We start from the raw sequence: 26,254 nt of genomic DNA, 5'->3' as shown, positions 1-26,254 counted from the left end.
AATAGACAGGCGACGCTACTGCCGGCTGTCGCTTGATGCGGCTGGCAAGTCGCGGCCAACCCCTTCAGCCCATGGCCATGCCACTGCCGGCTGTGGCCATGGCTGGCAGCCATCTTGCTAGCAGCTGAGCTGTTTTGAATCGGAAACCATCATCATGAAGCCGCATTATCTGACTGCACTGTTTTCGCCGCGCAATGTTGCCGTGGTGGGCGCCAGCGATACTCCCGGTTCGGTAGGGCAGGCGGTATTCGCCAACCTGCTGGCCGGCAATTTCCAGGGCAAGCTGTACCCGGTGAATCTCAACCACAAGGTGGTGGGCGGTATTCCGGCGCAGCCGTCGGTGAAGCTGATCGAGGGACCGGTGGACATGGCGGTGGTCACCACCGCACTGCGCAGCCTGCCGGCCATCGTCAAGGACTGCGGCAAGAAGGGGGTGAAGGGCATTCTGCTGGCCAAGGACTTCGCGGACTCCGAGGAGCAGGAGCGCGCGGCGCTGGCCGAGGCGCTGTCCATTGCCAAGCATTACGGCATCCGCATCCTCGGCCCCAATGTGCTGGGGTTGATGCGGCCGGTGGCTGGTTTCAATGCCAGTAACTACAACAGCCGGGTCAAGGCCGGCAACCTGGCGCTGGTGTCGCAGTCTTCCGCACTCTGCACGGCGATGCTGGACTGGGCCGACAGCAAGGGCATCGGCTTTTCCAGCGTGGTGTCGGTGGGCGAGGCGCTGGATGTGGAGTTCGGCGAAATCCTGGATTACCTAGTGTCCGACAACTTTACCCAGGGCATCCTGCTGCACGTGCATCACGTGCACGATGCCCGCCGTTTCATGAGCGCGCTGCGAGCCGCGGCGCGTACCAAGCCGGTGGTGGTGGTGAAGTCCGGGCGCTACGAGGATGACGTGACCGGCCTGACGCATTCGTCCAACCTGGTGGAAAGCGGTGATGTATTCGATGCCGCGCTGTCACGTGCCGGTGTGCTGCGCGTGTCCACCATCGCGCAGCTGTTTACTGCCGCCAAGGTGCTTGCGGCCAACTACCGGGTGCAGGGGCGGCGGCTGGCCATCGTGACCAACGGCATCGGCCCCGGCGTGCTGGCGGCGGACAGTGCCTATATGTATGGCGTGGAGCTGGCCAGGCTGTCGGACGAAAGTATGGCCTTGCTGAATGATGCGCTGCCGGCCAACTGGTCGCATGCCAACCCGGTGGACATCATCGGCGATGCCAGCCCGGTGCGTTTTCGCACGGCGGTAAAGGTCTGCCTGGATGACCCCAATGTCGATGGCGTGCTGGTGATCTTTACCCCGCAGGCCGGCACCGATCATCTCACCACCGCGCAGTTGATGGTGGGTTTGCAGCGTGAATCCACCAAGCCGATGTTCCTGTCCTGGCTGGGCGACGCCAAGGTGTCGGAAAGCCGCGAACTGTTCTCGCGCGCCAAGTGTGCGCATTTCCGGGCGCCGGAATTCGCCATCGAGGTGTTCCGCAACCTGGCGTCCTACCATCACAACCAGAAAATGTTGCTGCAGACCCCGGCGCCGCTGGAAGGTGCACAGGTGGTGCCGGATGTATCGCGTGCCCGGGCGGTGATTGCCGCGGCACAGCAGCAGGGGCGGGCAGTGCTGTCCGAGCGTGAAAGCAAGGATGTGCTGGCCGCATTCCATATTCCGGTAAACCCGGCACGGCTGGCGCGGGATGTCGACGAGGCGGCAACGTTGGCCGCAGAGATCGGCTACCCGGTGGTGCTGAAGATCGATTCGCCGGACATCATCTACAAGTCGGATGTTGGCGGGGTGGAGCTGAACATCGCCAACGAGCCCAGCCTGCGGGAGGCGCATGCCGCCATTCTGGCGCGGGCGCAGGCGGCGCGCCCGGATGCCCGCATCGAAGGCATCTCGGTGCAGGCGATGCGCAAGCGCCGTAACGCCCGCGAGCTGATGGTGGGGGTGACGCACGATGTCTCGTTCGGCCCGGTGATTACCTTCGGCGCCGGAGGCATCGCGGTGGAGGTCATGCAGGATCGTGCGCTCAGCCTGCCGCCGGTCAACCAGTACCTGGTCGAGCGCATGATAGACAAGACGCGCATCGGCAAGGTGCTGGGCGAGTTCAAGAACATGCCGCCTATCGACATGGAGGCGCTCAAGAGTGTGCTGCTGCACGTATCCGAGCTGGTGTGCGAGCTGCCGGAAGTGCGCGAGATGGACATCAACCCGCTGATGGCAGACGAGCAGGGGGTGCTGGCGCTGGACGCGCGCATCATCATCCAGCCGCCGGCCAGCCGTGGCAAACCCTACGGCCACATGGCCATCATGCCGTACCCGATGCATATGGTGCATTGCGCGATGCTGAAGGATGGCACCCCGGTAATCATCCGCCCGGTGCGCCCGGAAGACGCGCACATGCAGCAGGATTTCGTGCGCAACCTGTCGGAAGAAAGCCGTTACAACCGCTACATGTCCAGCATCAAGCAGTTGTCGCAATCCATGCTGGTGCGCTTCACCCAGCTCGACTACGACCGCGAGATGGCGCTGGCGATGATACGCGAGGCCGATGGTGTGGAAGAGCAGCTGGCGGTGGCGCGCTATGTTACCGATCCGGACAACGAAAGCTGCGAGTTCGCGCTGGAAGTGGCCGACCACTGGCAAGGCAAGGGTATCGGCGTGATCCTGATGAATGCCTTGTTCGATGCCGCACGGGAACAGGGGCTGAAAGTGATGGTGGGCGAGGTGCTGGCGGGCAACAAGGGCATGCTGAAGCTGATGTCGCGGCTGGGCTTCAGCGTGCAGGTTCACCCCGAAGATCGCGCACTTACCATCGTCACCAAGGAGCTGTGGCCACAGGCATCTGCGCAGCCGGCCCAATAAGCACTTGCGGCGTAAGGGAAAAGTGCCATAGAATCGGGGGCTTTTCTACGAATCCGAATTTTTAGGGATAATCGACAATGGTAGTTATTCGCCTGTCTCGCGGCGGTTCCAAGAACCGTCCGTTCTACAACGTAGTTGTAACCGACTCCCGCAACCGTCGTGACGGTCGCTTCATCGAGCGTCTGGGCTTCTACAACGCAGTTGCCAACGACAAGCAAGAGCGCGTGCGTCTGGCAATGGACCGCGTTAACCACTGGATCGGCAACGGCGCTCAGGTGTCCGACGCTGTAGCCAAGCTGCTGAAAGAGCAGTCCGCTGCCTGATTTGTTATTCAGACAGAACGGAAGCAAGGCGCATGCGTGACGCAGATCTGGTGGTAATGGGGTTCGTCCGCGGCGCCTTTGGTGTTCGTGGCTGGGTGAAAATCCAGGCCGACACCGAACACGCCGACAGCCTGTTCGACTACCCGCAGTGGTGGTTGAAGCAGAAAAACGGCGAATGGAAGTCCTACACTTTCGAAGACGGAGCCATCCAGCCCAAGGCGCTGGTGGTGAAGTTCGAAGAAGTCGACGACCGCGATATCGCGGAAGCCATGCGTGGCATGCAGATCGCCATTCCCCGGGCAGACTTGCCCACCCCGCCGGACGACGAGTTCTACTGGGTGGACCTGATCGGCCTCGAAGTCGTCAACCGTGACAACGTGGTGCTGGGCAAGGTGCTGAACCTGCTGGAAACCGGCGCCAACGATGTGCTGGTTGTCCGTGGTGAAACGGAAGAGCGGCTGATTCCTTTTGTGTCGGATTACATTGTCGATGTCGATCTGGCCGCAAAACGCATCACCGTGGACTGGGGTCTGGACTATTGATGCAGCTTGATGCCATCACGCTGTTTCCGGAGATGTTCGAGGCGCTGACCCGCTTTGGTGTCACCCGCCGCGCACTGGAACAGTCGATCTGGCAGTTTGCTGCCTGGAATCCGCGCGACTTCGCTACCGACAACTACCGTACCGTGGATGACCGCCCCTATGGTGGAGGCCCCGGCATGGTGATGCTGGTAGAGCCGCTGGAAAAGGCCATCGCTGCCGCGCGCGCCCGTCAGGCCGCGCAAGGGGTTGGCCGCAGCCACGTGGTTTACCTGTCACCGCAGGGCAACAGGCTCAGCCACGCCAAGGCGGTGGAGCTGTCGCAACGTCCAGGTTTGATCCTGCTGTGCGGGCGTTACGAAGGTATCGACGAGCGTCTGATCGACAGCGAAGTCGATGAAGAAATCTCGGTGGGGGACTATGTCCTCTCCGGCGGCGAATTGCCGGCCATGGTGTTGATGGATGCCGTGCTGCGCCTGCTGCCGGGGGTGTTGAATGACGCGCAGTCCGCGTATGAAGACTCGTTTGTGGACGGGCTTCTGGACTGCCCGCACTACACCCGGCCGGAAGAATATCGTGGCGTGCGGGTACCGGATGTACTGATGTCCGGCAACCACGCCATGATCGCCAAGTGGCGACTGAAGCAGGCCCTGGGGCGCACTTTCGAGCGCCGCCCCGAATTGCTGGCGTCGCGCACATTGACCAAACAGGAATCTCGGCTGCTGGCGGAGTATCAGCAGGAACAAGATTCCGGCAAAAACAAGGAGCATTAACATGGATCTGATCCAGCAACTGGAACAGGAAGAAATCGCCCGTCTGGGTAAAACCATCCCTGAATTTGCACCGGGCGATACCGTTATCGTTCAGGTAAAAGTAAAGGAAGGTAACCGCGAGCGTCTGCAGGCTTACGAAGGCGTGGTAATCGCCAAGCGTAGCCGCGGTCTGAACAGCTCCTTCATCGTGCGCAAGCTGTCTTCCGGCGAAGGCGTTGAGCGTACTTTCCAGACTTACTCCCCGCTGCTGGCTTCCATCGAAGTGAAGCGTCGCGGTGACGTACGTCGTGCCAAGCTGTACTACCTGCGTGGTCGTACCGGCAAGTCCGCACGTATCAAGGAAAAACTGGTTCGCAAGTAAGCCGTTACGGTTTGACTTGTCGTACCTTGAGAGCGCTGGCAATTGCCGGCGCTTTTTTCTTGTCCATCTAATTTTTCCTGGGTTGGCCGCACCCCCATGACGCTTGCCGCATCGCTGCACCTGGACAATTTCCTCGACATGCTATGGCTCGCCGACAATCTGTCGGCCAACACCCTGGCGGCCTACCGTCGAGATCTGACGCGTCTGGAGCAGCTGCTGTTGCCGTATGGCCATAATCTCGATACCGCCGATATGCCGGCGCTGGAGCAGGTGATGCTGCAGCTGATTGAGCACGACAAGCCCAGCACCCGTGCCCGCCGACTGTCCGCCGCGCGGCGGTTTTACCATTACCTGTGCCAGCAGAAGCTGCGCGACGATGACCCAACGGTGCATCTGCAGGCGCCGCGGCTGGGCCTGCGCCTGCCTGGCGCGCTGTCGGAAGATCATGTCGAGGCGCTGCTGCAGGCGCCGGATGTGGACAGCACGCTGGGGCTGCGCGACCGGGCATTGATTGAGACGCTGTACGCCACCGGCCTGCGTGTCAGTGAGCTGGTGGGGCTGACACTGCCGCAGCTGCATCTGGGCGAGGGTTATGTGCGCATCGTCGGCAAGGGCAACAAGGAGCGGCTGGTGCCGCTGGGTGAAGTGGCCGAAGACTGGCTGCGGCGCTACCTGGCGGAAAGCCGCCCGCTGATTCTGGGCACCGCGCGCAGCGAGGACTTGTTTGTCAGCAACCGCAAGCAGGCGATGACACGACAGATGGCCTGGCACCTTATCGTGAAGTACGGCCGCCAGGCCGGCATTCCCCCGCTGTCGCCGCACACGCTGCGCCATGCCTTTGCCACCCACTTGGTGAACCACGGCGCCGATCTGCGCGTGGTGCAGCTGTTGCTGGGCCACGCCAGCCTGTCCACTACCCAGATCTACACCCATGTCGCCCGCGAGCGCCTGAAGGCCCTGCACGCCGCCCACCATCCACGCGGCTGAGTGTTGGCCGCATGCTGGCCCCCGGATGCGCTGCGCCTATCCGGGCTATGCAGCCTAGCCGTATGGCCAGCAAACAAAACGCCCCGCATTGCGGGGCGTTGCTCATGCGACAGCCGGCTTACACCGCGGCTTCGGCCAACTCGCCAAAGGTCAGTGCCACCTTGCCCTCGCTGTCCAGATCCACCGTCACTTCGCCGCCATGTGCCAGCTTGCCGAACAGCAGTTCGTCGGCCAGCGCCTTGCGGATGGTGTCCTGGATCAGGCGCGCCATCGGGCGGGCACCCATCAGCGGATCGAAGCCTTTCTTCGCCAGATGCTGACGCAGCGCGTCGCTGAAGTGGATTTCCACCTTCTTGTCCGACAGCTGCTGTTCCAGCTGCATCAGGAACTTGTCCACTACCTGCAGGATGATTTCCTCGTCCAGCATGCGGAACGGAATGATGGCATCCAGCCGGTTGCGGAATTCCGGGCTGAACAGACGCTTGATGTCGGCCATCTCGTCGCCGGTCTGCTTGCTATTGGTAAAGCCGATGGCAGCCTTGGACAGCGATTCGGCGCCGGCGTTGGTGGTCATGATGATCACCACGTTGCGGAAGTCCGCCTTGCGGCCGTTATTGTCGGTCAGCGTGCCGTGGTCCATCACCTGCAGCAGCACATTGAAGATGTCCGGATGCGCCTTCTCGATCTCGTCCAGCAGCAGCACCGCGTACGGATGCTTGTTGACCTGCTCGGTCAGCAGACCACCCTGCTCGAAGCCGACATAGCCCGGCGGCGCGCCGATCAGTCGCGACACTGCATGGCGTTCCATGTACTCCGACATGTCGAAGCGGATCAGCTCCACGCCCAGGAAGTAGGACAGCTGCTTGGCCACTTCGGTCTTGCCCACCCCGGTGGGGCCGGAGAACAGGAAGGAGCCGATGGGCTTCTGCGGGTTGCCAAGACCGGAGCGCGACATCTTGATGGCTGCGGCCAACGCTTCGATCGCCTTGTCCTGGCCGAACACCACGTTTTTCAGATCGCGATCCAGGTTCTTCAGCACGTTGCGGTCGTCGCTGGAGATGGTCTTGGCCGGGATGCGTGCGATCTTGGCAATGATGTCCTCGATCTCGCCCTTGCTGATCACCTTCTTCTGCCGCGATTTGGGCAGAATCTTCTGCGCCGCGCCGGCTTCGTCGATCACGTCGATGGCCTTGTCCGGCAGGTGGCGGTCGTTGATGTAGCGCGCCGACAGCTCGGCAGCAGTAGAGAGCGCCGACTGGGTGTACTTCACGCCATGGTGCGCCTCGAAGCGGCTCTTCAACCCCTTCAGGATCTCGATGGTCTGCTCCACCGAAGGCTCGGGTACATCAATCTTCTGGAAGCGACGCGACAGTGCGCTGTCCTTCTCGAAGATGCCGCGGTATTCACCGTAGGTGGTGGCACCAATGCAGCGCAGGCTGCCATTGGACAGTGCCGGCTTCAGCAGGTTGGACGCATCCAGCGTGCCGCCCGAGGCCGCGCCGGCCCCGATCAGGGTATGAATCTCGTCGATGAACAGAATGGCATGGCTGTCTTCCGCCAGCTGCTTGATCACCTGTTTCAGGCGCTGTTCGAAATCGCCGCGGTACTTGGTGCCGGCCAGCAGCGCGCCCATGTCCAGCGAGTACACCGTGGCGCGGGTCAGCACCTCCGGTACTTCGCCAGCCACGATGCGGCGCGCCAGGCCTTCGGCGATGGCGGTTTTGCCCACGCCGGCCTCACCCACCAGCAGCGGGTTGTTCTTGCGGCGGCGGCACAGAATCTGGATCACGCGCTCCACTTCATGCTCGCGGCCGATCAGCGGGTCGATCTTGCCGTCACGCGCTTGCTGGTTCAGGTTCTGGGTGTAGTTCTCCAGCGCGCCACCCGGTGAGCTGCCACCATCCTCGCCTTCGCTCTCGCCACTGTCGTGGTGATCCTGGCTGCCGCTGTTCGGGGCCGGTTTGGAGCTTTGCTTAGTGATGCCATGGGAGATGAAATTCACCACATCCAGGCGGGAGATGCCTTGCTGGTGCAGGTAGTACACGGCGTGCGAATCCTTTTCGCCAAAGATGGCGACCAGGATGTTGGCCCCGGTGACTTCCTTCTTGCCCGACGACTGCACGTGCAGGATGGCGCGCTGGATTACGCGCTGGAAACCCAGCGTGGGTTGAGTTTCCACGTCGGCTTCCCCTGGTACTGTCGGGGTGTGTTCGTCGATGAAGTCGGTCAGCTGTTTTTTCAGCTGTTCGAGATTGGCACCGCAGGCGCGCAGAACTTCGGCTGCAGACGGGTTGTCGGTCATCGCCAAGAGCAGGTGCTCAACGCTGATGAATTCATGCCGCTTGCGCCGTGCATCCATGAACGCCATGTGCAGGCTTACTTCCAGTTCCTGGGCAATCATCAGTTTTCCTCCATGACACACTGCAAGGGATGCTGGTGCGTCTGTGCGTGCTGCAAAACTTGTGCAACTTTGGTGGCAGCAATGTCTTTGGTGTAAACGCCACAAAGACCTCGGCCTTCATTGTGAACCTGCAACATGACGCGGGTGGCCTTTTCCGCATCCATATGGAAGAAGTGTTGCAGCACTTCGACCACAAAGTCCATCGGGGTAAAATCATCGTTTAACAACAAGACCTTATACAGAGGAGGCGGATTCGCCTTGGTTTTGCTTGCCTCTGTAACAACATCTTCCTTGTACTGCGTAGACATGGGAGCCTTCTGCGAATTCGCGCTTAATTCAATTTTGGTTCGGGCCGGGGGTTTTTCAAGGGCTGCTGCTTTGTATAGTGCTGTCTTGACGATGTCACACGCAAAGCGTAGAAATGCAGGCGGTGTGCCGTTGTAACGCGTTTACCGTAAACATTACAGTACATGCCGCAACGCGCAAGCTCCTAAACAATTTGCAGGCCTCACCAGCCTGTTTGTCTACATCGAGGTTTAAAGGCTCATGGCAACTGGTATCGTTAAGTGGTTCAACGACGCTAAAGGTTTTGGTTTCATCACTCCGGACGAAGGTGGTGAAGACCTGTTCGCGCATTTTTCCGCGATCAATGTACAAGGTTTCAAATCGCTGGCCGAAGGCCAGCGCGTGAGCTTTGACGTGACTCAAGGCCCGAAAGGCAAGCAGGCATCCAACATCCAGAAGGTGTAAGCGATCCGCTGTGCCGACTGAACAAGGCCGCATCCCAGGATGCGGCCTTGTTACTGTTGATAAAGTCCTTTTGCATCGCAAAAGGACTTTTGTTTTGTTAACGGGAAAGCTGCTGTTTTCAGACCGGCAGCCAGCCACCCAGCCGGCGTGGATAGAGCTGGCGATACAGCGCCAGCATGGTGGCAATGCCGACTGCGGTCAGCACCAGCCATGGCAGGGCGGGCGAGCCGCTGGCGCGCGAGATGTCCAGCAGCCAGCCGCCGCCCAGGTAGCCAGCGGCGCCGCCCAGCGCCAGCCCCAGGCGGCTGGTACCGGTGTAGCCGGCACGGGCCTCGGCGGCGGCCATGCTGGCCAGCAGCGTTTCACGCGCCGGCTCGGTAATCAGCGAGCCGATGTAGAACAGCGCCAGAATCACGAATGCCGGTAGTGTGCTGCGCACCTGGCTCATCAGCAGCAGGCTGAGGCACATCAGGCCGATACCGCACAGGATGCGGCTGGCGTTGCTGGCATGGCGCTCGCCCAGCCGTGCCAGCGGGTACAGCAGGGTGAGCGACAGCACGGTTTCCAGCGCATACATCCAGCCTACTGCCTGATTGCTGCCGCTGAGCTGTTTGAGCACCACCGGCACCAGCAGCATGATTTGCACTCCCAGCGCGTAGTAGCCACTGAGTGTCAGTACCAGCCGCATATAGGTCTTGTCGGCCAGCACGATGCGGATAGACGCCAACGGGGATGCGCGGCGCGTGGCCACGCGGTAGGCCGGTAGCAGCCACAGGTTGGCCGCGGCGGCCAGCACGAACACCGCACAGCCCCCCATGCCCACCCACCAGAAGTCGAAGTGCAACAGCCAGGAGCCGATCATGGCGCCGGCGACGGCAGCGGCGCTTTCTACCATCATCAGCAGGGTATAGAAGCGGTTGCGCTCCACCGGCCGGGTCAGCTTGATCACCAGCGCCGAGCGTGGCGGATCGAACAGCGTGCCGCCGAGGCCAGACAGCACGCAGGAAAATACCAGCATGGCGGTGCTATCCGCCTCGGCCATGGCGGCGAAGCCGGCGGCGCGCAGCAGCATGCCGCCGACGATCAGCGGGCGGGCGCCGTAGCGGTCGGCCAGCGAGCCGCCAAGCAGCCCCAGGCCCTGCTGCAGCAGCTGGCGTACCGCCAGCGCCAGCCCCACCGCGGTGGCGGCCCAGCCCAGCTGGTCGACAAAGTGCAGGCTGATCAGCGGGAACACCGTGAAAAAGCCGAACACCACCAGCGCGGTGTCGAAAAAAATGAAGTAGCGCCCCAGGCGCCGTGCCCGTGCCATGCGTGCCATGATGGTTCCATGCCCTGAGTTGGTGCCCTATTGTCATGGTCTGTCAGCTATCATTGAAGCCGTTGACTGCTAATATTTTCTATTGGTTTTTCTTATGTCTATTTCGATAGATGATCTGACGCTGCTGCTGGATATCGTGGCCTGTGGCAGCTTCAGTCAGGCGGCAGCCAGGCGCGGCTGGTCGCAGCCGCAGGTAAGCCAGCGCATCGCCGCGCTGGAGCAGGAAATCGGCACCCAGCTGTTTCTGCGGCACCGTCGTGGTGCCGTGGCCACTGCTGCCTGCCAGGCTTTTCTGCCGGCCGCACGGGCCGCGCTGGCGGCACTGGAGGAGGGCCGCAAGGCGGTGCAGGGCGCGCCGGCGCTGCCACGGGTGACGCTGGCCTGCCTGCCGTCGCTGGCGTCGGTGATCTTCGGCCCGGTGCTGCTGGCGCTGGCCGAGGCGCCATTCGAAATCCGCTGCAGTACCGATCACTCGCCGGCCATCATGGAACGGCTGCTCACCGGCGCCGCCGAGGTGGGCTTCGTGCTGAAGTGCCCGCCGATGGCCGGTATCCAGATGGAACGCATCTGGTGCTCGCCGATTGTGCCGGTGGTGAACAAGCGCCACCCGCTGGCGCAGGCGGGTGTGCTGACCCTGGCCGAGGTGGCTAACCAGCGGCTGGCGCCGCAATTCTGGGGCGATGGCTGCGACGAGCTGCTGGCGCTGCTGCGGCCGCATCGCACGGTGCGCTCGCCACTGCACGCCATCCAGCCGGCCAGTGCGGCGCGCGAGCTGGCGATGGAGCACGGTTTCCTGACTTTTTCGCCGGAGGTGGCGGTGAAGCGCGACTTGCGCGAGGGCAGGCTGGTGAAGCTGCAGATCAGCGACCTGCCGCTGTGGCAGTGGGAGGTGATGATGGCCTGGCGCGCCGGCAAGCGGCCGGATGCACCCAAGCAGCAGGTGCTGGACACGGTGCGGGCGATGGCGCCGGACTGGGCGTAGCAGCTTGCGGCCAACGTTGGCCGCAAGGTCATGACGCATAAGGCCCGCGGAGCGGGCCTTGTGCGTCACTACGGCATGGCTTACATCCGCGCGATCATGGCGTCGCCGAACGCCGAGCAACTGATCTCGGTGGCGCCGTCCATCAGGCGTGCAAAGTCGTAGGTTACCTGCTTGTCGGCAATGGCGGCTTCCATCGAGCGGATCACCAGATCGGCAGCTTCCTTCCAGCCCAGGTGGCGCAGCATCATCTCGGCGGAGAGGATCAGCGAGCCCGGGTTTACCTTGTCGAGGCCGGCGTACTTCGGCGCGGTGCCGTGGGTGGCTTCGAAGCAGGCGTACTGGTCGGAGATATTGGCACCCGGCGCGATGCCGATGCCGCCTACCTGCGCCGCCAGCGCGTCGGAGATGTAGTCGCCGTTCAGGTTCAGCGTGGCCACCACGTCGTACTCGGCCGGGCGCAGCAGGATCTGCTGCAGGAAGGCGTCGGCAATGGCGTCCTTGACGATGATGTCGCGGCCGGTTTTCGGGTTTGCAAACTTGCACCACGGGCCGCCATCAATCGGCTGGGCGCCGAATTCGTCCTGCGCCAGCTTGTAAGCCACATCACGGAACAGCCCTTCCGTGAACTTCATGATGTTGCCCTTGTGCACGATGGTCACCGACTTGCGATCGTTGTCGATGGCGTACTGGATGGCGGCGCGTACCAGGCGCTGGGTGCCCTCGATGGACACCGGCTTGATGCCGATGCCGGAGGTCTCCGGGAAGCGCATCTTCTTCACGCCCATCTCGTCCTGCAGGAACTTGATGATTTTCTTCGCGCCTTCGGACTGCGCCGCCCATTCGATGCCGGCGTAGATGTCCTCGGTGTTTTCGCGGAAGATCACCATGTTCACCAGCTCCGGGTGCTTCAGCGGCGAAGGCACGCCCTGGAAGTACTGCACCGGACGCACGCACTGGTAAAGGTCCAGCTCCTGGCGCAGCGCCACGTTCAGCGAGCGGATGCCGCCGCCCACCGGCGTGGTCATCGGGCCCTTGATCGATACCGAGTATTCCTTCAGCGCGTCGAAGGTTTCACGCGGCAGCCATTCGTCCGGGCCGTACAGGCGAGTGGATTTCTCGCCGGCGTACACTTCCATCCAGTGGATTTGCTTGCTGCCGCCGTAAGCTTTCTGTACCGCGGCGTCGATTACCTTGATCATTACCGGGGTGATGTCGATGCCGATGCCGTCCCCTTCGATGAATGGAATGATCGGGTTGTTGGGAATCGGCTGGCCCGGAACGATCTTCTGTCCGCCTGCCGGTACCTTGATATGGGATGCGCTCATCAATGACTCCTCAAGTGTTGACCTTTGGCGTGGCTACGCGCACTGCGGCACTGTGCCTGTAGCACCCTGCGTTACAGGCGACTCCTGCTTGTTATTGTTAGCTCATGGTTGGCCGCAGCGGTATCTGTGTGCGATGTCGTGCCACGCCGCAGCATTGTAGCCGAGCAAGCACTTGACGGAACATGATCGCCGGCAAGAGTCGGCGCGCAAGGTGAAAAAGAAAAACGCCAGGGCATGCCCTGGCGTTGTGCTGGTGGTGCTACGCGCGGATTAGGCCAGTGCGGCGGCCAGTGCGGCGTTGAAGGTGGCGCTCGGGCGCATTACCGCATTGCACTTGGCGGCATCAACCAGGTAGTAGCCGCCGATATCGGCCGGCTGGCCCTGTACTGCCTTCAGCTCGGCGATGATCTGCTGTTCGCTGTCGGCCAGGGTCTTGGCCAGCGGGGCAAACTGGGCTGCCAGCGCGGCATCTTCAGTCTGTGCGGCCAACGCCTGTGCCCAGTACATGGCCAGGTAGAACTGGCTGCCACGGTTGTCCAGCTCGCCGGTGCGGCGCGACGGCGACTTGTCGTTGTCCAGCAGCTTGCCGGTGGCCTCGTCCAGGGTCTTGGCCAGCAGCTTGGCCTTGCTGTTACCGGTCTTGATGCCCAGCTCTTCCAGCGATACCGCCAGCGCCAGGAATTCACCCAGCGAATCCCAGCGCAGGTGGTTTTCTTCCAGCAGCTGCTGCACGTGCTTCGGCGCGGAACCGCCGGCACCGGTTTCGTACATGCCGCCACCGGCCATCAGCGGCACGATGGACAGCATCTTGGCCGAGGTGCCCAGTTCCATGATCGGGAACAGGTCGGTCAGGTAGTCGCGCAGGATGTTGCCGGTAACCGAGATGGTATCCAGGCCGCGGGCCACGCGCTCCAGGGTGTAACGCATGGCGCGAACCTGCGACATGATGTGGATGTCCAGACCGCTGGTGTCGTAGTCCTTCAGGTAGGTCTGTACCTTCTTGATCAGCTCGTTTTCGTGCGGACGGTACGGGTCCAGCCAGAACACTGCCGGCATGCCGGAGTTGCGGGCGCGGGTTACCGCCAGCTTCACCCAGTCGCGGATCGGTGCATCTTTTACCTGGCACATACGCCAGATGTCGCCGGCTTCCACGTTCTGCGACAGCAGCACTTCGCCGGTGGCCAGGTCAACGATGTTGGCTACGCCGTCTGCCGGAATTTCGAAGGTCTTGTCGTGGGAGCCGTATTCCTCGGCCTTCTGCGCCATCAGGCCGACGTTCGGTACGGTGCCCATGGTGCGCGGGTCGAAGTTGCCGTGCCATTTGCAGAAGTTGATCATCTCCTGGTAAATGCGGGCAAAGGTCGATTCCGGCATTACCGCCTTGCAGTCGGCCGGCTTGCCGTCGGCGCCCCACATCTTGCCGCCGTTGCGGATCATGGCCGGCATGGAGGCATCCACGATCACGTCGTTCGGCGAGTGGAAGTTGGTGATGCCCTTGGCGGAGTCCACCATCGCCAGGCGCGGGCGGTGTTCCTGGCAGGCGTGCAGGTCGCGGATGATCTCTTCGCGCTTGGAGGCCGGCAGGGTTTCGATCTTCTCGTACAGGGTGGACATGCCGTTGTTGACGTTGACACCCAGTTCCTCGAACAGCTTGCCGTGCTTCTCGAAGGCTTCCTTGTAGTAGATCTTCACGCAGTGACCGAACACGATGGGGTGCGACACCTTCATCATGGTGGCCTTCACGTGCAGCGAGAACAGGATGCCGGACTGGCGGCAGTCTTCCATTTCGCGCTCGTAGAAGTCACACAGCGCTTTCTTGCTCATGAACATGGAGTCGATGATTTCGCCGTCCTGCAGCGCTACCTTCGACTTCAGCACGATCTTCTCGCCACTGTTGGTGGTCAGCTCCATCTTCACGTCACGGGCGCGGTCCAGGGTCATGGACTTTTCGCCGTGGTAGAAGTCGCCGTGGTGCATGTGGGAGACATGCGTCTGCGACCACTGCTTCCATTCACCCATGGAGTGCGGGTGCTTCTTGGCGTAGTTCTTCACTGCCAGCGGCGCGCGGCGGTCGGAGTTGCCCTCGCGCAGCACCGGGTTTACTGCCGAGCCCAGACATTTGGCGTAGCGTGCCTTGATGGCCTTTTCTTCGTCGCTGACCGGGTTTTCCGGGTAGTCGGGAATGGCATAGCCCTTGGACTGCAGTTCCTTGATGCAGGCCATCAGCTGCGATACGGAGGCGCTGATGTTCGGCAGCTTGATGATGTTGGTGTCCGGGTTCTGGGTCAGGCGGCCCAGTTCGCTCAGCGTATCCGGTACTTTCTGTGCGTCGGTCAGGTAATCCGGGAATTCAGCCAGCACGCGGGCGGCAACAGAGATGTCGGCGGTGTCGATCTTGATGCCGGCGGCGTCGGTAAAGGTGCGGATAACCGGCAGGAAGGCGCTGGTGGCCAGTGCGGGGGCTTCGTCGGTGAGGGTATAGATGATGGTCGGCTGTTCCGAAGGCATTACGCTATCTCCATGATTATCTTGTGATACAGCACGCTGCCGGGGGGCTGGCAGCGTCGGGCGACATCCCGTGTCGACGCGGGGAAAGACATTGGAAAGGCGGGTTGTCCGTCTGATGTGGCGCTTGTGGCGCCACTACCGCGAAACCCGGTGACTCTCGGACGACTTTTCAAATGCGAATTATACCCCTTTGACGGGGGGCTGTTTGCAGCAGATTCGAACTTTCCTGTCGTTTTCAAGATAGACGCTTGTTCGAATCTGAATTATGTCGCGCTGAAGCGACGTTTCATGCTGTGCATCTGAAGCGGCAGCCGCATGAGTGGGTTCGTTGTTTCGCAAGCGAACGTTTGAATATGTGCTTGTGGCAAACCCTGCGCGCCATGGCCGGGCAGTGTGACCAGCAGTGCCGTGGCTTGCTATCATGCCTGCCATCCTGATTTTTGCCGGCTCCTGTCATGCCCGAACTCATCCTGCTCAACAAGCCATACGGCGTTATCTGCCAGTTTTCCGAGCACCCGCTGCACCCCACGCTGAAATCCTGCGTGCCGCAAGGCGGCGTCTACCCGGCCGGCCGGCTGGATACCGACAGCGAAGGCCTGCTGCTGCTGACCGGCGATGGCGAACTGCAGCACCGCATCAGCGACCCGCGCTGGAAGCAGCCCAAGACCTACTGGGTGCAGGTGGAAGGCACGCCGCGCGAGGAGCAGCTGCAGGCGCTGCGCGACGGCGTGGACCTGGGCGATTTCGTTACCCAGCCGGCGGTGGTACGTCAGCTGCCGGAGCCGCCGGCGCTGTGGGAGCGCAAGCCGCCGGTGCGGTTTCGCAAGACAGTGCCGGATGCCTGGCTGGAGATCATCATCAGCGAGGGCAAGAACCGCCAGGTGCGGCGCATGACCGCCAAGGTGGGCCTGCCCACGCTGCGGCTGGTACGCGTGGCGATAGGCCCGTGGCGGCTGGACGACCTGCAGCCGGGCATGCTGCGCAGTATCGAGGTGTCGCTGGCCGACCTGCCTCGCCCGCGCTTTGCCAAGCCTGCCGGGCAGGCGCCGGCGCGCAACGAGCACAAACCGCAGGCGGCGCCGAAAGCTGCACCGGCTCCAGCGCCGCGTTTCCGCTTTGCCAAGAAAAAATAAGGTCGCCGCCGTCATTACTCTGGGCCAGGCCGCCGTCGCAAGCGAGGTATCACGATGCAGATTCCCGAGTATTACAACCCGGTAGCGCGCGAGATTGCCCAGGCGCTGGTGGCCGGCTTCGATCGCCACTACCGGCGCTTCCGGGCGGTGAGCCAGCAGGCCAAGCCACTGTTCGAGGCTGCCGATTGGCAGGGGGTGCAGAAGCTGGTGCGCGAGCGCATCCAGTTCTACGACGAGCGGGTGCACGAGACGGTGCAGCGGCTGCAGCAGGTCTACCACGCCGACCTGCTGGATGACGAGATCTGGCAGCAGGCCAAGCTGTACTTCATCGGCCTGCTCACCAACCACAAGCAGCCGGAGCTGGCCGAGACCTTCTTCAATTCGGTGTTCACCCGCATCCTGCACCGCGACTACTTCAACAACGATTTCATCTTCATCCGCCCGGCGATTTCCACCGAGTACATCGAATCCGACCCGCCGTCCTACCGCAGCTACTACCCGGCACAGGGCGGCCTGCGCCGCGTGCTGCGCCGTATCGTGGCGGATTTTGGCTGGCGGCTGCCATTCGCCAACCTGTCACGCGACCTGGCCTGGCTGATCCGCGCGGTGGACGAGCACTTTGCCAAACGTTGGCCGCAAGCCGAGGCCAACTTCCAGATCCAGGTGCTGTCCAGCGCCTTCTACCGTAACAAGAGCGCCTACATCTTCGGCAAGGTGATGAATGGAGGGCAGGTCTACCCGTTCGCGGTGCCGGTGCTGCACGACGCCGACGGCAGGCTGTACCTGGACACTATCCTGCTGGAGCCGTGGCGCATCGGCGTGCTGTTTTCCTTCAGCCGTGCCTACTTCATGGCCGATATGGAAGTGCCGTCCGGCTATGTGCAGTTCCTGCGCTCCATGCTGCCGACCAAGACCAAGGCCGAGCTGTACACCATGCTGGGGCTGCAGAAGCAGGGCAAGAACACCTTCTACCGCGACTTCATGCAGCACCTGCAGCACTCCGGCGACCAGTTCACCGTGGCGCCGGGCATCCGCGGCCTGGTGATGCTGGTGTTCACCCTGCCGTCCTACCCCTATGTGTTCAAGCTGATCAAGGACGTGTTCGGCGGCCCCAAGGAAATGGACCGCGTCACGGTGAAGGCCAAGTACCAGTTGGTGAAGCGCCACGACCGGGTTGGCCGCATGGCAGACACGCTGGAATTCTCCAACGTGGCCTTTCCCAAGGCGCGCTTCAGCGACGAGCTGCTGGAGGAGCTGCGCCGGCTGGCGACCAGCAGCATCGAGGAGGGCGAAGACAGCATCGTCATCAAGCATCTGTACATCGAGCGGCGCATGAAGCCGCTGAACCTGTACCTGATGAGCAGCGATGAGGCGGAAAAGGAGCGGGTGGTGCGCGAGTATGGCGATGCCATCAAGGATCTGGCTGCGGCCAACATCTTCCCTGGCGACATGCTGTTCAAGAACTTCGGCGTGACGCGCTACGGGCGGGTGATCTTCTACGACTACGACGAAATCGAGTACATGACCGACTGCCACTTCCGCCGCATTCCGCCGGCGCCGAACCCGGAAATGGAGATGTCCGGCGAGGTGTGGTACCCGGTGGCGCGTGGCGACGTGTTCCCGGAGGAGTTCGGCACCTTCCTGCTGGGCGACCCGCTGGTGCGGCGGGTGTTCCTCAAGTATCACCGCGACCTGCTGGACGTGGCGTTCTGGCAGCACAAGCAGCAGCGCATCCGCGATGGCTTCATCGAGGATTTCTATCCCTACCCGGTGGAGATGCGCTTCTGCAACCGCTACGGAGTCGCCAGCGACGCGCTGCAATGAAAAACGGGAGGCCAGGCCTCCCGTTGTCGCTTACTGCAGCTGACTACGCCAGGGTTGGCGAGCAGCGGTGGTCGTCAAAATACGCCACGGCGCCGGCACTGGTCAGGCCGACATGGAAACAGCTGTCTTCCGGAAACACCTCGCCGGCATTTTCTGCCGCGCGAACCACTTCAAACAGTACCTCTACCTCCTTGAAGTACTTGGCAATACGCTGATCGTCTGCCAGCAAGGCCTGGATGGCCTCGCGTTGCGGGTGATCGCCTTCCACCACCAGGTAACAGTCAGCACAACTTACCAGGCTGATGGCAGGCGGGATGGTGATACCACGGGCACCCAGTTCGTCCTTCACCAGGCGCGCCAGCAGCGACAACTCCTTGCTGGCCCGTTCACGGATGCCCGACAGCGGGAGGGCTTCGCCACCGTTGGCGGCGCCAAACAGACGCGCCAGCGCGGAAACTACGGCGTTACCTTCTGCATGCATATCTGTCTGTCTCCTTTCTTCGGGGTCGATGTCAATAAATCCATTGTAGGAAACGGCTATCAAATAACACGCCTTTATTTTGTCATCTTTTGTAATTCGTACAGCTTATCCAGTGCCTGGCGGGGTGAAAGATTGTCCACGTCCAGTTCCAGCAGTGCTTCCAGCGCCGGATGCGGCTCCGGCTCGTGCTGGATCACCACCGGGCTGCTGAACAGATCGGGCTGCGCGCGGGCGGCGGATTCGTTTTCCAGCTCGGTGAGGTAGCGCCGTGCCTCGCGGATCACCTTGGGCGGCACGCCGGCCAGCTGCGCCACCGCCAGGCCGTAGCTCTGGCTGGCCGGGCCGTCTTCCACGTGGTGCAGGAACACGATGCGGTCCTTGTGCTCCACCGCCGACAGGTGCACGTTGGCCACGCTGTTGTACTCGCCGGCCAGGCTGGTGAGCTCGAAGTAGTGGGTGGCGAACAGCGTGTAGGCGCGGTTCTTTTCGATCAGCGCACGGGCGATGGCCCAGGCCAGCGCCAGGCCGTCGAAGGTGGAGGTGCCGCGGCCAACCTCGTCCATCAGCACCAGCGATTTTTCGCTGGCGTTGTTGAGGATGTTGGCGGTTTCGGTCATCTCCACCATGAAGGTGGAACGGCCGCCGGCCAGGTCGTCGCTGGCGCCGATGCGGGTGAAGATGCGGTCGATCTGGCCGATGGTGGCACGCTCGGCCGGCACGAAGCTGCCGATGTGCGCCAGCAGGGTGATCAGCGCGTTCTGCCGCATATAGGTGGATTTACCGCCCATGTTCGGGCCGGTGATCAGCAGCAGCTTGCGCTCGGCGCCCAGCACGGTGTCGTTGGCGATGAAGCGCTCCACCTCGGCCTCCACCACCGGGTGGCGGCCGGCGATGATTTCCAGCCGGGTGTCGGCCACGAATTCCGGCTCCACGTAGTTGTGCGTCTCGGCCCGCTCGGCAAAGGCGGCCAGTACGTCCAGCCCGGCCACTGCCTGGGCGATCAGCTTCAGCTCGCTGATGTACGGCGCCAGCTGGTCCAGCAGCGCCTCGTACAGCTGCTTTTCCAGCGCCAGCGATTTGTCCTGTGCCGACAGCGCCTTGTCCTCGAAGGCTTTCAGCTCCGGGGTGATGTAGCGCTCGGCGTTCTTCAGCGTCTGGCGGCGACGGTAGTCGTCCGGCACCTTGTCGGATTGCGCCTTGCTCACCTCGATGTAGAAGCCATGCACCTTGTTGAATTCCACCTTCAGCGTGCTGATGCCGCTGCGCTCCTTCTCGCGCGCTTCCAGCGCCAGCAGGAAGTCGCCGCAGTCGGTCTGGATGGCGCGCAGCTCGTCCAGGTCGGCATGGAAGCCGTGGTTGATCACGCCGCCGTCGCGCAGGAAGGTGGACGGCTCCGGCAGGATCGCGGTGCTCAGCATGGTTTCCACTGGCGAGTTGTCCGGCAGCAGCGCGGCCAGCTCGCCCAGCAGCGGTGCCGGCAGGGATGCGGCCAACGTTTTCACCCCCGCCAGTGCCTTGAGCGAGTCGCGCAGCGCCGCCAGGTCGCGCGGCCGTGCCGAGCGCAGCGCCACGCGCGCAGTGATGCGCTCGATGTCGGCTACCTCGCGTAGCTGCGCATGCACCTCGCCGTGTGCGGCCAACAGTGCGCGCACCGCCTGCTGGCGGCGGATCAGCTTGTCGTGCAGGCGAATCGGGTGGTGCAGCCAGTGGCGCAGCAGGCGGCTGCCCATGCTGGTGGCGCAGGTGTCCAGCAGCGACGCGAGGGTGGGCGAGGGCTCGCCGCGAATGGTTTCGGTGAGCTCCAGGTTGCGGCGGGTGGCGGCATCCATGCGGATCAGCTCGCCGGCATCCTCTACCGCCAGCTGGGCGATGTGTGCCGGGTTCACCCCCTGCGTGGATTTGACGTATTCCAGCAGAGCGCCGGCGGCGCCCACCGCCACCGGCAGGGTGTCGGCGCCAAAGCCGGCCAGGTCACGGGTGCCAAAGTGGCGGGTGAGCGCCAGCTGCGACGACTCCACGTCGAACTGCCACGGCGGCAGCTTCTTGCGTGGCATGGTGATGGCGTCGAATGCCGCCAGGCCGGTGTCGTCGGGAATCACCAGCTCGGCCGGCTTCAGCCGCTCCAGTTCGCTGTGCAGCTCTTCCACGCCGGTCTGCATGATCTTGAACTCGCCGCTGGCCAGCGACAGCCAGGCCAGGCCCAGCACGCCCTTGTGCATATTGATGGCCAGCACCAGGTTGTCGCGCTTGTCGTCCAGCAGTGCGGCGTCGGTCAGCGTGCCGGGGGTAACGATGCGCACCACCTTGCGCTCCACCGGGCCCTTGGCCAGCGCCGGGTCGCCGATCTGCTCGGCAATGGCCACCGATTCGCCCATCTTCACCAGCCGCGCCAGGTAGCCTTCCGCCGCGTGGTAGGGAATGCCGGCCATCTTGATGGGCTGGCCGCCGCTGGCGCCGCGCGCGGTAAGGGTGATGTCCAGCAGGCGCGAGGCTTTCTCGGCATCCTCGTAGAACAGCTCGTAGAAGTCGCCCATGCGGTAGAACAGCAGCTTGTCGGCGTGTTCGCGTTTCAGGGCGAGGTACTGCTGCATCATCGGGGTGTGCTGGGGCGTGCTCATCGGGTGAATCCTGGGCAAAAGGTTGGCCGCAAAAATGCTGGCGCCCCGACTGGCGGGGCGCGGCGCGACATTTTACGGGATGCCAATCGGTACGTCACGGCAGTGAAACGCAGCAATCCCTGCCGGCGTGCTTGGCCTGGTACAGCGCCAGATCGGCGCGGGTCAGCAGGGCGCGGCTGTCTTCGCCAGCGCGCAGTGAGGTGGCACCGATCGACACGGTGAGAGCAACGCTTTGCTGCTGGTAGTGCAAGGGGTGCTGCCGCAGCAGTTGCTGCAGGTTTTCGGCATATTGCTGCGCGGCGGCCAGCGGGACGTCCGGCAGCAGCACGGCAAACTCTTCGCCGCCCAGCCGGCCGGCCAGGGCGCCGGCTGGCAGCTGTTGGCAGAGCAAGGAGGCAAAGTGCGCCAGCATATGGTCGCCGCAGTCATGGCCGTAGTGGTCGTTGACCTGCTTGAAGTGATCGAGGTCCAGCATCCACAGGGACATCGCACCGCCATGCTGGCACACCGCCTGCTCCAGCTGCTGCAGAAAGTGACGGCGATTGGCGATGCCGGTGAGCATGTCGGTGCAGGCCTGTTCGAGCAGCTGCCGCTCCAGCGCCTTGCGCTCGCCGATGTCGCGGGCCGAGCCCAGGACAACCGGTTTGCCGTCCAGCAGCAGGCGGCGGGCGCAGACTTCGATTTCGAGCAGGTGGCCGTCGCGGTGAAGGTTGACGCTGTCGAAGGTTTCGCCGCCTTCCAGGGTGCTGGCCAGGCGCTGGCAGATCAGCTCGGGGCTGCTGTTGGGCACTACCTGCCACAAATGCATGGTCAGCAGTTCTTCCTGGCTGTAACCCAGCATCTGGCACAGGCAGTCGCTGACTTCCAGAAAGCGACCTTCCATGTCGATGATGGAAAACGCATCGGCCGAGTTCTGCAACACGGCCTGATACCAGCTGGTGCGGCTATCCAGCGAACGGCGGATTTCGCTGTTTTCCATGATCACCGCCAGCAGGCGGGCACATTCTTCCAGCATGGTGATGGCCTGTGGCGTGGGAGTGGCCGGCTGGTGCTGGTAGACGGCAAAAGTGCCGTGCACCTTGCCCTTGCTGTCGATGATGGGTTCCGACCAGCAGCTGCCCAGCTCGAAACGGGCGGCTATCTCGCGATAGGGTTGCCAGTTGGGGTGCTGCTGCAGGTTTTCTGCGATCACGCGCTGGCCGTGCCAGGCGGCGGCGCCGCAGCTGCCCACGCTGGGGCCGATGGCCATGCCCTGCAGGATGTCGCTGTAGGCCTGCGGCAGCGATGGTGCGGCCAACGGGCGCATGCGCTGTTCGTCGTCCAGCAGCACGATGGAGCACAGCCAGCCCGGCTGTTGCCGTTCTATCTGGCTGACAACGCCCTCCAGCAGCTCGGGGATCGATTGCCGGGCATCCAGATACTGCCGTAATGCACTGCTGTGCAGCGCGTGCCAGCGCATGCGTTGCTGCTGTTCCTGCTCCTGCTGCAGGCGCTGCAGCTCGGCGCTGGCGCGCAGTGCGAATGGCGTCGTGGCCAGCAGCAGGGCAGGGGCGATGCGCTGCCGGCTGTACAGTGCCAGCACGCCCAGGCTATTGCCCTGTGCGTCGCGCAGCGGCCAGCCGGCGTAGTCCTGCCAGCCCTGACCCAGCGGGTCGCTGATGCCGCCACTGGGCGCCTGCCCCAGCAGCAGCGCTTGCTCGCCCTGGCTTACCTGCTGGCAGCTGCTGCCGGTGGCGGGGAAGGTGCATCTGGCCAGTGGCTGGCTGCTGTACAGCACATGGGCGGTAAGGCGCGGCTGGTAGGCAAGGTGCGAAATGATGGCCACGCTGTCTGGCTGCAGGGCGGCCAGCGTGTTGAGCAGGGTATGCAGGAAGTCGCCGCCAACCGCGCTGGCGGTGGCGAGCAGCAAATCACTGCTGAACCTGGAAGGGTCTGGCATGGAGCGCTCTGGAGCTGGGGGATATGTCGAGTATGGCGATTCTGCGGAGTGTGAACAATATCTAACTGGCGCAATTGACTGTTTGACACGCTGAACAGTGATGGCTGCTTGCAGGTTGTCTTTGATTTATGTCAAACTTTCAGAAATTACTGAAAATTGGAAAAGACATGAATCTGCCACCCCTGATCCAGTCCTTCGTGCTGCATTTCGGCGAGATGGGCAGCCATTGGGGCATCAACCGCACCGTGGGCCAGATCTACGCGCTGCTGTATGTCTCCGACAAACCGCTGAACGCAGACGACATCGTGGAGGCCATCGGCTGCTCGCGTTCCAATACCAGCATGGCGCTGAAAGAGCTGCAGGCCTGGCGCCTGGTGAAGCTGCAGCACCTGCCGGGCGACCGCCGCGAGTATTTCTCCACTCCCGAAGACGTGTGGGCGATGTTCAAGACCCTGGCCGAGGAGCGGCAGAAGCGCGAGGTGGAGCCAACGCTGACCATGCTGCGCGGCGCGATCCTGGAAACGCCGGGCAGCGATGCCGAGCGCCACGCGCAGGCGCGCATGAACGAGATGTACCAGCTGATCGAGCTGGTGACGCGCTGGTTTGCCGACATCCGCGACATGGACGTGGAGACGCTGCAGAAGCTGATGAAGCTGGGCAGCCAGGTGCAGAAGGTATTGCAGTTCACCCAGAGCCTGTCGCGGCTGGCTGGCCGCGATGGCGGCAAGGAGGAGTAGATCATGGAGTCACTCGACCCCGTCACCCTGGCGCGCATCCAGTTTGCGGCCAACATCAGCTTTCACATCCTGTTCCCCACCATCAGCATCGCCATGGGCTGGGTACTGCTGTATTTCAAGCGCCGCTACGATCGCAGCGGCGACGCGGCGTGGATGGACGCCTACGGCTTCTGGGTGAAGATATTCGCGCTCACCTTTGCGCTGGGCGTGGTGTCCGGCATCACCATGAGCTTCCAGTTCGGCACCAACTGGCCGGGCTATATGCAGCATGTCGGCAATGTGGCCGGGCCGCTGCTGGCCTACGAGGTGCTGACCGCGTTTTTTCTGGAGGCCACCTTCCTCGGCATCATGCTGTTCGGCCGCTCGCGGGTGAGCAACCGCGTGCACACGCTGGCCACCTTCCTGGTGGCGTTCGGCACCACGGTGTCGGCGTTCTGGATCATCGCGCTGAATTCCTGGATGCAGACCCCGGCCGGGGTGGAGGTGATCGCCGGCAAGGTGCATGTACAGAGCTGGCTGGCGGTGATCTTCAACCCGTCCATGCCCTACCGCCTTACCCACATGCTGCTGGCCTCCGGCCTGACCGTGGCCTTCCTGGTGGCCGGGGTGTCGGCCTACCGCTGGCTGCGCGGCGACCGTGCTGCCAGCGTGCATGCCGCGCTCAAGACCGGCGTAACGCTGGCCGCGGTGCTGATTCCGCTGCAGATACTGGTGGGCGATGCGCATGGGCTGAATACCTTCCACCACCAGCCGGCCAAGCTGGCCGCCATTGAAGGCGTATGGCACACCGAGCGTGGCGCTCCCTTGCTGCTGTTCGCACTGCCGGACGAAGCCAGCCGCAGCAATCACTACGCGCTGGGCATTCCCAAGCTGGCCAGCCTGATCATCACCCACAGCCCGGACGGCGAGATTCGCGGCCTGAACGAGTTTGCCGGCGCGCATCCGCCGGTGGCCAAGGTGTTCTGGAGTTTTCGCGTGATGGTGGCGGTAGGCGTGCTGATGCTGCTGGCCAGCTGGCTGGCACTGTGGCAGCTGCGCCGCCGTGGCGAGCCGGCGCCGTGGCTGAGCCGCGTGCTGGTGGCGATGACATTCTCCGGCTGGCTGGCCACGCTGGCAGGCTGGTTCGTTACCGAGATCGGTCGTCAACCGTGGCTGGTCACCGGCATCCTGCGTACCGCCGATGCTGCCTCCAGCGTGGGTGGCGGCATGATCCTGTCCACGCTGCTGATGTATCTGCTGCTGTATGTGGTGCTGTTGGCGAGCTATGTGTCGGTGGTGTTCTACCTGGCGCGCAAGGCCGGCACACCGGTTGCGGCCAACCTGGAAGGAGTGACGGCATGACTGCGGAACTGGTATTGCCGGTGATCTTTGCCGGCCTGATGGCGATCTCGCTGCTGGCCTACGTGATTCTGGATGGCTACGACCTGGGCGTGGGCGTGCTGCTGCCGCTGGGCAGCGACAGTCAGCGCGACACCATGATCGCCAGCATCGGCCCGTTCTGGGACGCCAACGAAACCTGGCTGGTGCTGGGCGTGGGCCTGCTGCTGGTGGCCTTTCCCATGGCGCACGGCATCATCCTGGGCGAGCTGTACCTGCCGGTGGCGCTGATGCTGCTGGGGCTGATACTGCGCGGCGTGGCGTTCGATTTTCGCGTCAAGGCGCAGGCGCAGCACCAGCCGGCATGGAACGCCGCCTTCGCCGCCGGCTCGCTGTTGGCCGCATTGAGCCAGGGTGTGATGCTGGGGCGCTATCTCACCGGCTTCGCGCCCGGTGCTGCTGCCTGGGGCTTTGCACTACTGGCCGGGGCCGGGCTCACCGCTGCCTATGTGTTGCTTGGCGCCGGCTGGCTGATCATGAAAACCGAGGACGAATTGCAGCAGCGCGCCACGCGCTGGGCGCAGCGCGCGTTGCTGGGCACCGGCCTCGCGGTGCTGCTGGTGTCGATTGCCACGCCACTGGCAAGTGCGCGCATCGCCGCCAAGTGGTTCGTGCTGCCGGACTTTCTGTTGCTGTTGCCGCTGCCGCTGGTGAGCCTGGCGCTGTTCGTGTTGCTGGCCGTGAGCCTGCCCCGGCTGGCTGCCCGCCAGGCGCAGGGGCGGGACAGCTTCTGCTGGCTGCCGTTTGCCGCCACGGTGGGCATCGTGTTGCTGGCATTCTGGGGGCTGGCCTACAGCGTGTTCCCGGAAATCGTCATTGGCCGGCTGGATATCTGGCAGGCGGCCAGCGATCCGGAAGCGCTGTGGGTGATCCTGGCAGGTGCTGCGGTAGTGCTGCCCACCATCATTGTCTACACGGTATTCGCCTATCGGGTGTTCTGGGGCAAGGCGCGGGGCTTAAGCTATTCCTGATGTGAAAACATTGCGTCAACGCAAAAGGGCGGAAGAAATTCTGCCCT

20 protein-coding genes and 1 pseudogene are annotated in these 26,254 nt (G+C 63.0%); 13 read left to right on the top strand and 8 right to left on the bottom strand.

Features of this window, described 5'->3' with window-relative positions; translation table 11 throughout:
* Nucleotides 1-154: 154 nt before the first annotated feature.
* The 6 genes from ACFOKJ_RS08835 (at nt 155) to xerD (ending at nt 5,843) form a co-directional block, all read left to right on the top strand.
* The gene (locus ACFOKJ_RS08835) at nt 155-2,860 is read left to right on the top strand and encodes a bifunctional acetate--CoA ligase family protein/GNAT family N-acetyltransferase (RefSeq protein ID WP_390278714.1); all 2,706 of its coding nucleotides are present in this window, start codon (nt 155-157) and stop codon (nt 2,858-2,860) included.
* Nucleotides 2,861-2,937: 77 nt separating this feature from the next.
* A complete protein-coding gene (gene rpsP / locus ACFOKJ_RS08830) occupies nt 2,938-3,183 on the top strand; it encodes a 30S ribosomal protein S16 (protein WP_390278712.1) in 246 nt (81 codons plus the stop codon).
* A 32-nt stretch (nt 3,184-3,215) separates the two neighbouring features.
* Nucleotides 3,216-3,725 carry a ribosome maturation factor RimM gene (gene rimM, locus ACFOKJ_RS08825; RefSeq protein ID WP_390278710.1) on the top strand — a complete coding sequence of 170 codons (510 nt, stop codon included), beginning with the start codon at nt 3,216-3,218 and terminating at the stop codon, nt 3,723-3,725.
* Entirely contained in the window at nt 3,725-4,495 is a 771-nt protein-coding gene (gene trmD, locus ACFOKJ_RS08820) for a tRNA (guanosine(37)-N1)-methyltransferase TrmD (protein WP_390278708.1), read from the top strand. Before rimM ends, trmD begins: the two co-directional genes overlap by 1 nt.
* A gap of 1 nt (nt 4,496) precedes the next feature.
* Nucleotides 4,497-4,856, top strand: a complete 360-nt coding sequence (gene rplS, locus ACFOKJ_RS08815) for a 50S ribosomal protein L19 (protein WP_390278706.1) — start codon at nt 4,497-4,499, stop codon at nt 4,854-4,856.
* 96 nt (nt 4,857-4,952) lie between these two features.
* Nucleotides 4,953-5,843 carry a site-specific tyrosine recombinase XerD gene (xerD, locus tag ACFOKJ_RS08810; RefSeq protein ID WP_390278704.1) on the top strand — a complete coding sequence of 297 codons (891 nt, stop codon included), beginning with the start codon at nt 4,953-4,955 and terminating at the stop codon, nt 5,841-5,843.
* A 118-nt stretch (nt 5,844-5,961) separates the two neighbouring features.
* Here xerD and clpA read toward each other — a convergent pair whose 3' ends face one another.
* A complete protein-coding gene (gene clpA, locus ACFOKJ_RS08805) occupies nt 5,962-8,244 on the bottom strand; it encodes an ATP-dependent Clp protease ATP-binding subunit ClpA (protein ID WP_390278702.1) in 2,283 nt (760 codons plus the stop codon).
* A complete protein-coding gene (clpS, locus tag ACFOKJ_RS08800) occupies nt 8,244-8,552 on the bottom strand; it encodes an ATP-dependent Clp protease adapter ClpS (RefSeq protein WP_390278699.1) in 309 nt (102 codons plus the stop codon). Before clpS ends, clpA begins: the two co-directional genes overlap by 1 nt.
* Nucleotides 8,553-8,790: 238 nt before the next feature.
* On the opposite strand from clpS, the gene ACFOKJ_RS08795 reads away from it, so the two are divergent.
* Nucleotides 8,791-8,994 carry a cold-shock protein gene (locus tag ACFOKJ_RS08795; protein ID WP_390278697.1) on the top strand — a complete coding sequence of 68 codons (204 nt, stop codon included), beginning with the start codon at nt 8,791-8,793 and terminating at the stop codon, nt 8,992-8,994.
* A 118-nt stretch (nt 8,995-9,112) separates the two neighbouring features.
* Here ACFOKJ_RS08795 and mdtH read toward each other — a convergent pair whose 3' ends face one another.
* Nucleotides 9,113-10,312, bottom strand: a complete 1,200-nt coding sequence (mdtH, locus tag ACFOKJ_RS08790) for a multidrug efflux MFS transporter MdtH (RefSeq protein ID WP_390278696.1) — start codon at nt 10,310-10,312, stop codon at nt 9,113-9,115.
* Between the two features lie 94 nt (nt 10,313-10,406).
* Here mdtH and ACFOKJ_RS08785 point away from each other — a divergent pair, with 94 nt between their 5' ends.
* A complete protein-coding gene (locus ACFOKJ_RS08785) occupies nt 10,407-11,294 on the top strand; it encodes a LysR family transcriptional regulator (RefSeq protein ID WP_390278695.1) in 888 nt (295 codons plus the stop codon).
* Between the two features lie 80 nt (nt 11,295-11,374).
* Here ACFOKJ_RS08785 and icd read toward each other — a convergent pair whose 3' ends face one another.
* A complete protein-coding gene (gene icd, locus ACFOKJ_RS08780) occupies nt 11,375-12,619 on the bottom strand; it encodes an NADP-dependent isocitrate dehydrogenase (RefSeq protein ID WP_390278692.1) in 1,245 nt (414 codons plus the stop codon).
* 270 nt (nt 12,620-12,889) lie between these two features.
* Nucleotides 12,890-15,127: an NADP-dependent isocitrate dehydrogenase gene (locus tag ACFOKJ_RS08775; protein ID WP_390278691.1), complete on the bottom strand. Its 2,238-nt coding sequence runs from the start codon at nt 15,125-15,127 to the stop codon at nt 12,890-12,892.
* A gap of 455 nt (nt 15,128-15,582) precedes the next feature.
* Between ACFOKJ_RS08775 and ACFOKJ_RS08770 the strand changes: the two are divergent.
* Nucleotides 15,583-16,101: pseudogene (locus ACFOKJ_RS08770) on the top strand (pseudouridine synthase); the annotation flags it as partial.
* A gap of 213 nt (nt 16,102-16,314) precedes the next feature.
* Nucleotides 16,315-18,084 carry a bifunctional isocitrate dehydrogenase kinase/phosphatase gene (gene aceK, locus ACFOKJ_RS08765; RefSeq protein WP_390278690.1) on the top strand — a complete coding sequence of 590 codons (1,770 nt, stop codon included), beginning with the start codon at nt 16,315-16,317 and terminating at the stop codon, nt 18,082-18,084.
* Nucleotides 18,085-18,127: 43 nt separating this feature from the next.
* Here aceK and ACFOKJ_RS08760 read toward each other — a convergent pair whose 3' ends face one another.
* From ACFOKJ_RS08760 to ACFOKJ_RS08750, 3 genes are all read right to left on the bottom strand, one after another.
* Entirely contained in the window at nt 18,128-18,565 is a 438-nt protein-coding gene (locus ACFOKJ_RS08760; protein ID WP_390278689.1) for a hypothetical protein, read from the bottom strand.
* 74 nt (nt 18,566-18,639) lie between these two features.
* The gene (mutS, locus tag ACFOKJ_RS08755) at nt 18,640-21,183 is read right to left on the bottom strand and encodes a DNA mismatch repair protein MutS (protein ID WP_390278687.1); all 2,544 of its coding nucleotides are present in this window, start codon (nt 21,181-21,183) and stop codon (nt 18,640-18,642) included.
* Nucleotides 21,184-21,277: 94 nt separating this feature from the next.
* Entirely contained in the window at nt 21,278-23,122 is a 1,845-nt protein-coding gene (locus tag ACFOKJ_RS08750) for a sensor domain-containing diguanylate cyclase (RefSeq protein WP_390278685.1), read from the bottom strand.
* Between the two features lie 167 nt (nt 23,123-23,289).
* Between ACFOKJ_RS08750 and ACFOKJ_RS08745 the strand changes: the two genes are divergently transcribed.
* From ACFOKJ_RS08745 to ACFOKJ_RS08735, 3 genes are read left to right on the top strand one after another with little or no spacing between them, the layout of a single operon-like run.
* Nucleotides 23,290-23,859, top strand: a complete 570-nt coding sequence (locus ACFOKJ_RS08745) for a GbsR/MarR family transcriptional regulator (protein ID WP_390278684.1) — start codon at nt 23,290-23,292, stop codon at nt 23,857-23,859.
* A gap of 3 nt (nt 23,860-23,862) precedes the next feature.
* Nucleotides 23,863-25,200: a cytochrome ubiquinol oxidase subunit I gene (locus ACFOKJ_RS08740; protein ID WP_390278683.1), complete on the top strand. Its 1,338-nt coding sequence runs from the start codon at nt 23,863-23,865 to the stop codon at nt 25,198-25,200.
* Nucleotides 25,197-26,207: a cytochrome d ubiquinol oxidase subunit II gene (locus ACFOKJ_RS08735; protein WP_390278681.1), complete on the top strand. Its 1,011-nt coding sequence runs from the start codon at nt 25,197-25,199 to the stop codon at nt 26,205-26,207. Before ACFOKJ_RS08740 ends, ACFOKJ_RS08735 begins: the two co-directional genes overlap by 4 nt.
* Nucleotides 26,208-26,254: the final 47 nt, after the last annotated feature.

The sequence above is a fragment of the Vogesella amnigena genome (assembly GCF_042648905.1).
Classification (GTDB): Bacteria; Pseudomonadota; Gammaproteobacteria; order Burkholderiales; family Chromobacteriaceae; genus Vogesella; species Vogesella amnigena.
This window is presented reverse-complemented; position numbering and strand designations above follow the sequence as displayed.

Coding starts and splice junctions, on each gene's coding strand:
- ACFOKJ_RS08750 (WP_390278685.1), bottom strand. CDS start 23,122: ATGCCAGACCCTTCCAGGTTCAGCAGTGATTTGCTGCTCGCCACCGCC.
- ACFOKJ_RS08795 (WP_390278697.1), top strand. CDS start 8,791: ATGGCAACTGGTATCGTTAAGTGGTTCAACGACGCTAAAGGTTTTGGT.
- mutS (WP_390278687.1), bottom strand. CDS start 21,183: ATGAGCACGCCCCAGCACACCCCGATGATGCAGCAGTACCTCGCCCTG.
- xerD (WP_390278704.1), top strand. CDS start 4,953: ATGACGCTTGCCGCATCGCTGCACCTGGACAATTTCCTCGACATGCTA.
- clpS (WP_390278699.1), bottom strand. CDS start 8,552: ATGTCTACGCAGTACAAGGAAGATGTTGTTACAGAGGCAAGCAAAACC.
- ACFOKJ_RS08775 (WP_390278691.1), bottom strand. CDS start 15,127: ATGCCTTCGGAACAGCCGACCATCATCTATACCCTCACCGACGAAGCC.
- aceK (WP_390278690.1), top strand. CDS start 16,315: ATGCAGATTCCCGAGTATTACAACCCGGTAGCGCGCGAGATTGCCCAG.
- ACFOKJ_RS08760 (WP_390278689.1), bottom strand. CDS start 18,565: ATGCATGCAGAAGGTAACGCCGTAGTTTCCGCGCTGGCGCGTCTGTTT.
- ACFOKJ_RS08735 (WP_390278681.1), top strand. CDS start 25,197: ATGACTGCGGAACTGGTATTGCCGGTGATCTTTGCCGGCCTGATGGCG.
- rpsP (WP_390278712.1), top strand. CDS start 2,938: ATGGTAGTTATTCGCCTGTCTCGCGGCGGTTCCAAGAACCGTCCGTTC.
- ACFOKJ_RS08785 (WP_390278695.1), top strand. CDS start 10,407: ATGTCTATTTCGATAGATGATCTGACGCTGCTGCTGGATATCGTGGCC.
- clpA (WP_390278702.1), bottom strand. CDS start 8,244: ATGATTGCCCAGGAACTGGAAGTAAGCCTGCACATGGCGTTCATGGAT.
- icd (WP_390278692.1), bottom strand. CDS start 12,619: ATGAGCGCATCCCATATCAAGGTACCGGCAGGCGGACAGAAGATCGTT.
- ACFOKJ_RS08835 (WP_390278714.1), top strand. CDS start 155: ATGAAGCCGCATTATCTGACTGCACTGTTTTCGCCGCGCAATGTTGCC.
- rimM (WP_390278710.1), top strand. CDS start 3,216: ATGCGTGACGCAGATCTGGTGGTAATGGGGTTCGTCCGCGGCGCCTTT.
- trmD (WP_390278708.1), top strand. CDS start 3,725: ATGCAGCTTGATGCCATCACGCTGTTTCCGGAGATGTTCGAGGCGCTG.
- ACFOKJ_RS08740 (WP_390278683.1), top strand. CDS start 23,863: ATGGAGTCACTCGACCCCGTCACCCTGGCGCGCATCCAGTTTGCGGCC.
- mdtH (WP_390278696.1), bottom strand. CDS start 10,312: ATGGCACGCATGGCACGGGCACGGCGCCTGGGGCGCTACTTCATTTTT.
- ACFOKJ_RS08745 (WP_390278684.1), top strand. CDS start 23,290: ATGAATCTGCCACCCCTGATCCAGTCCTTCGTGCTGCATTTCGGCGAG.
- rplS (WP_390278706.1), top strand. CDS start 4,497: ATGGATCTGATCCAGCAACTGGAACAGGAAGAAATCGCCCGTCTGGGT.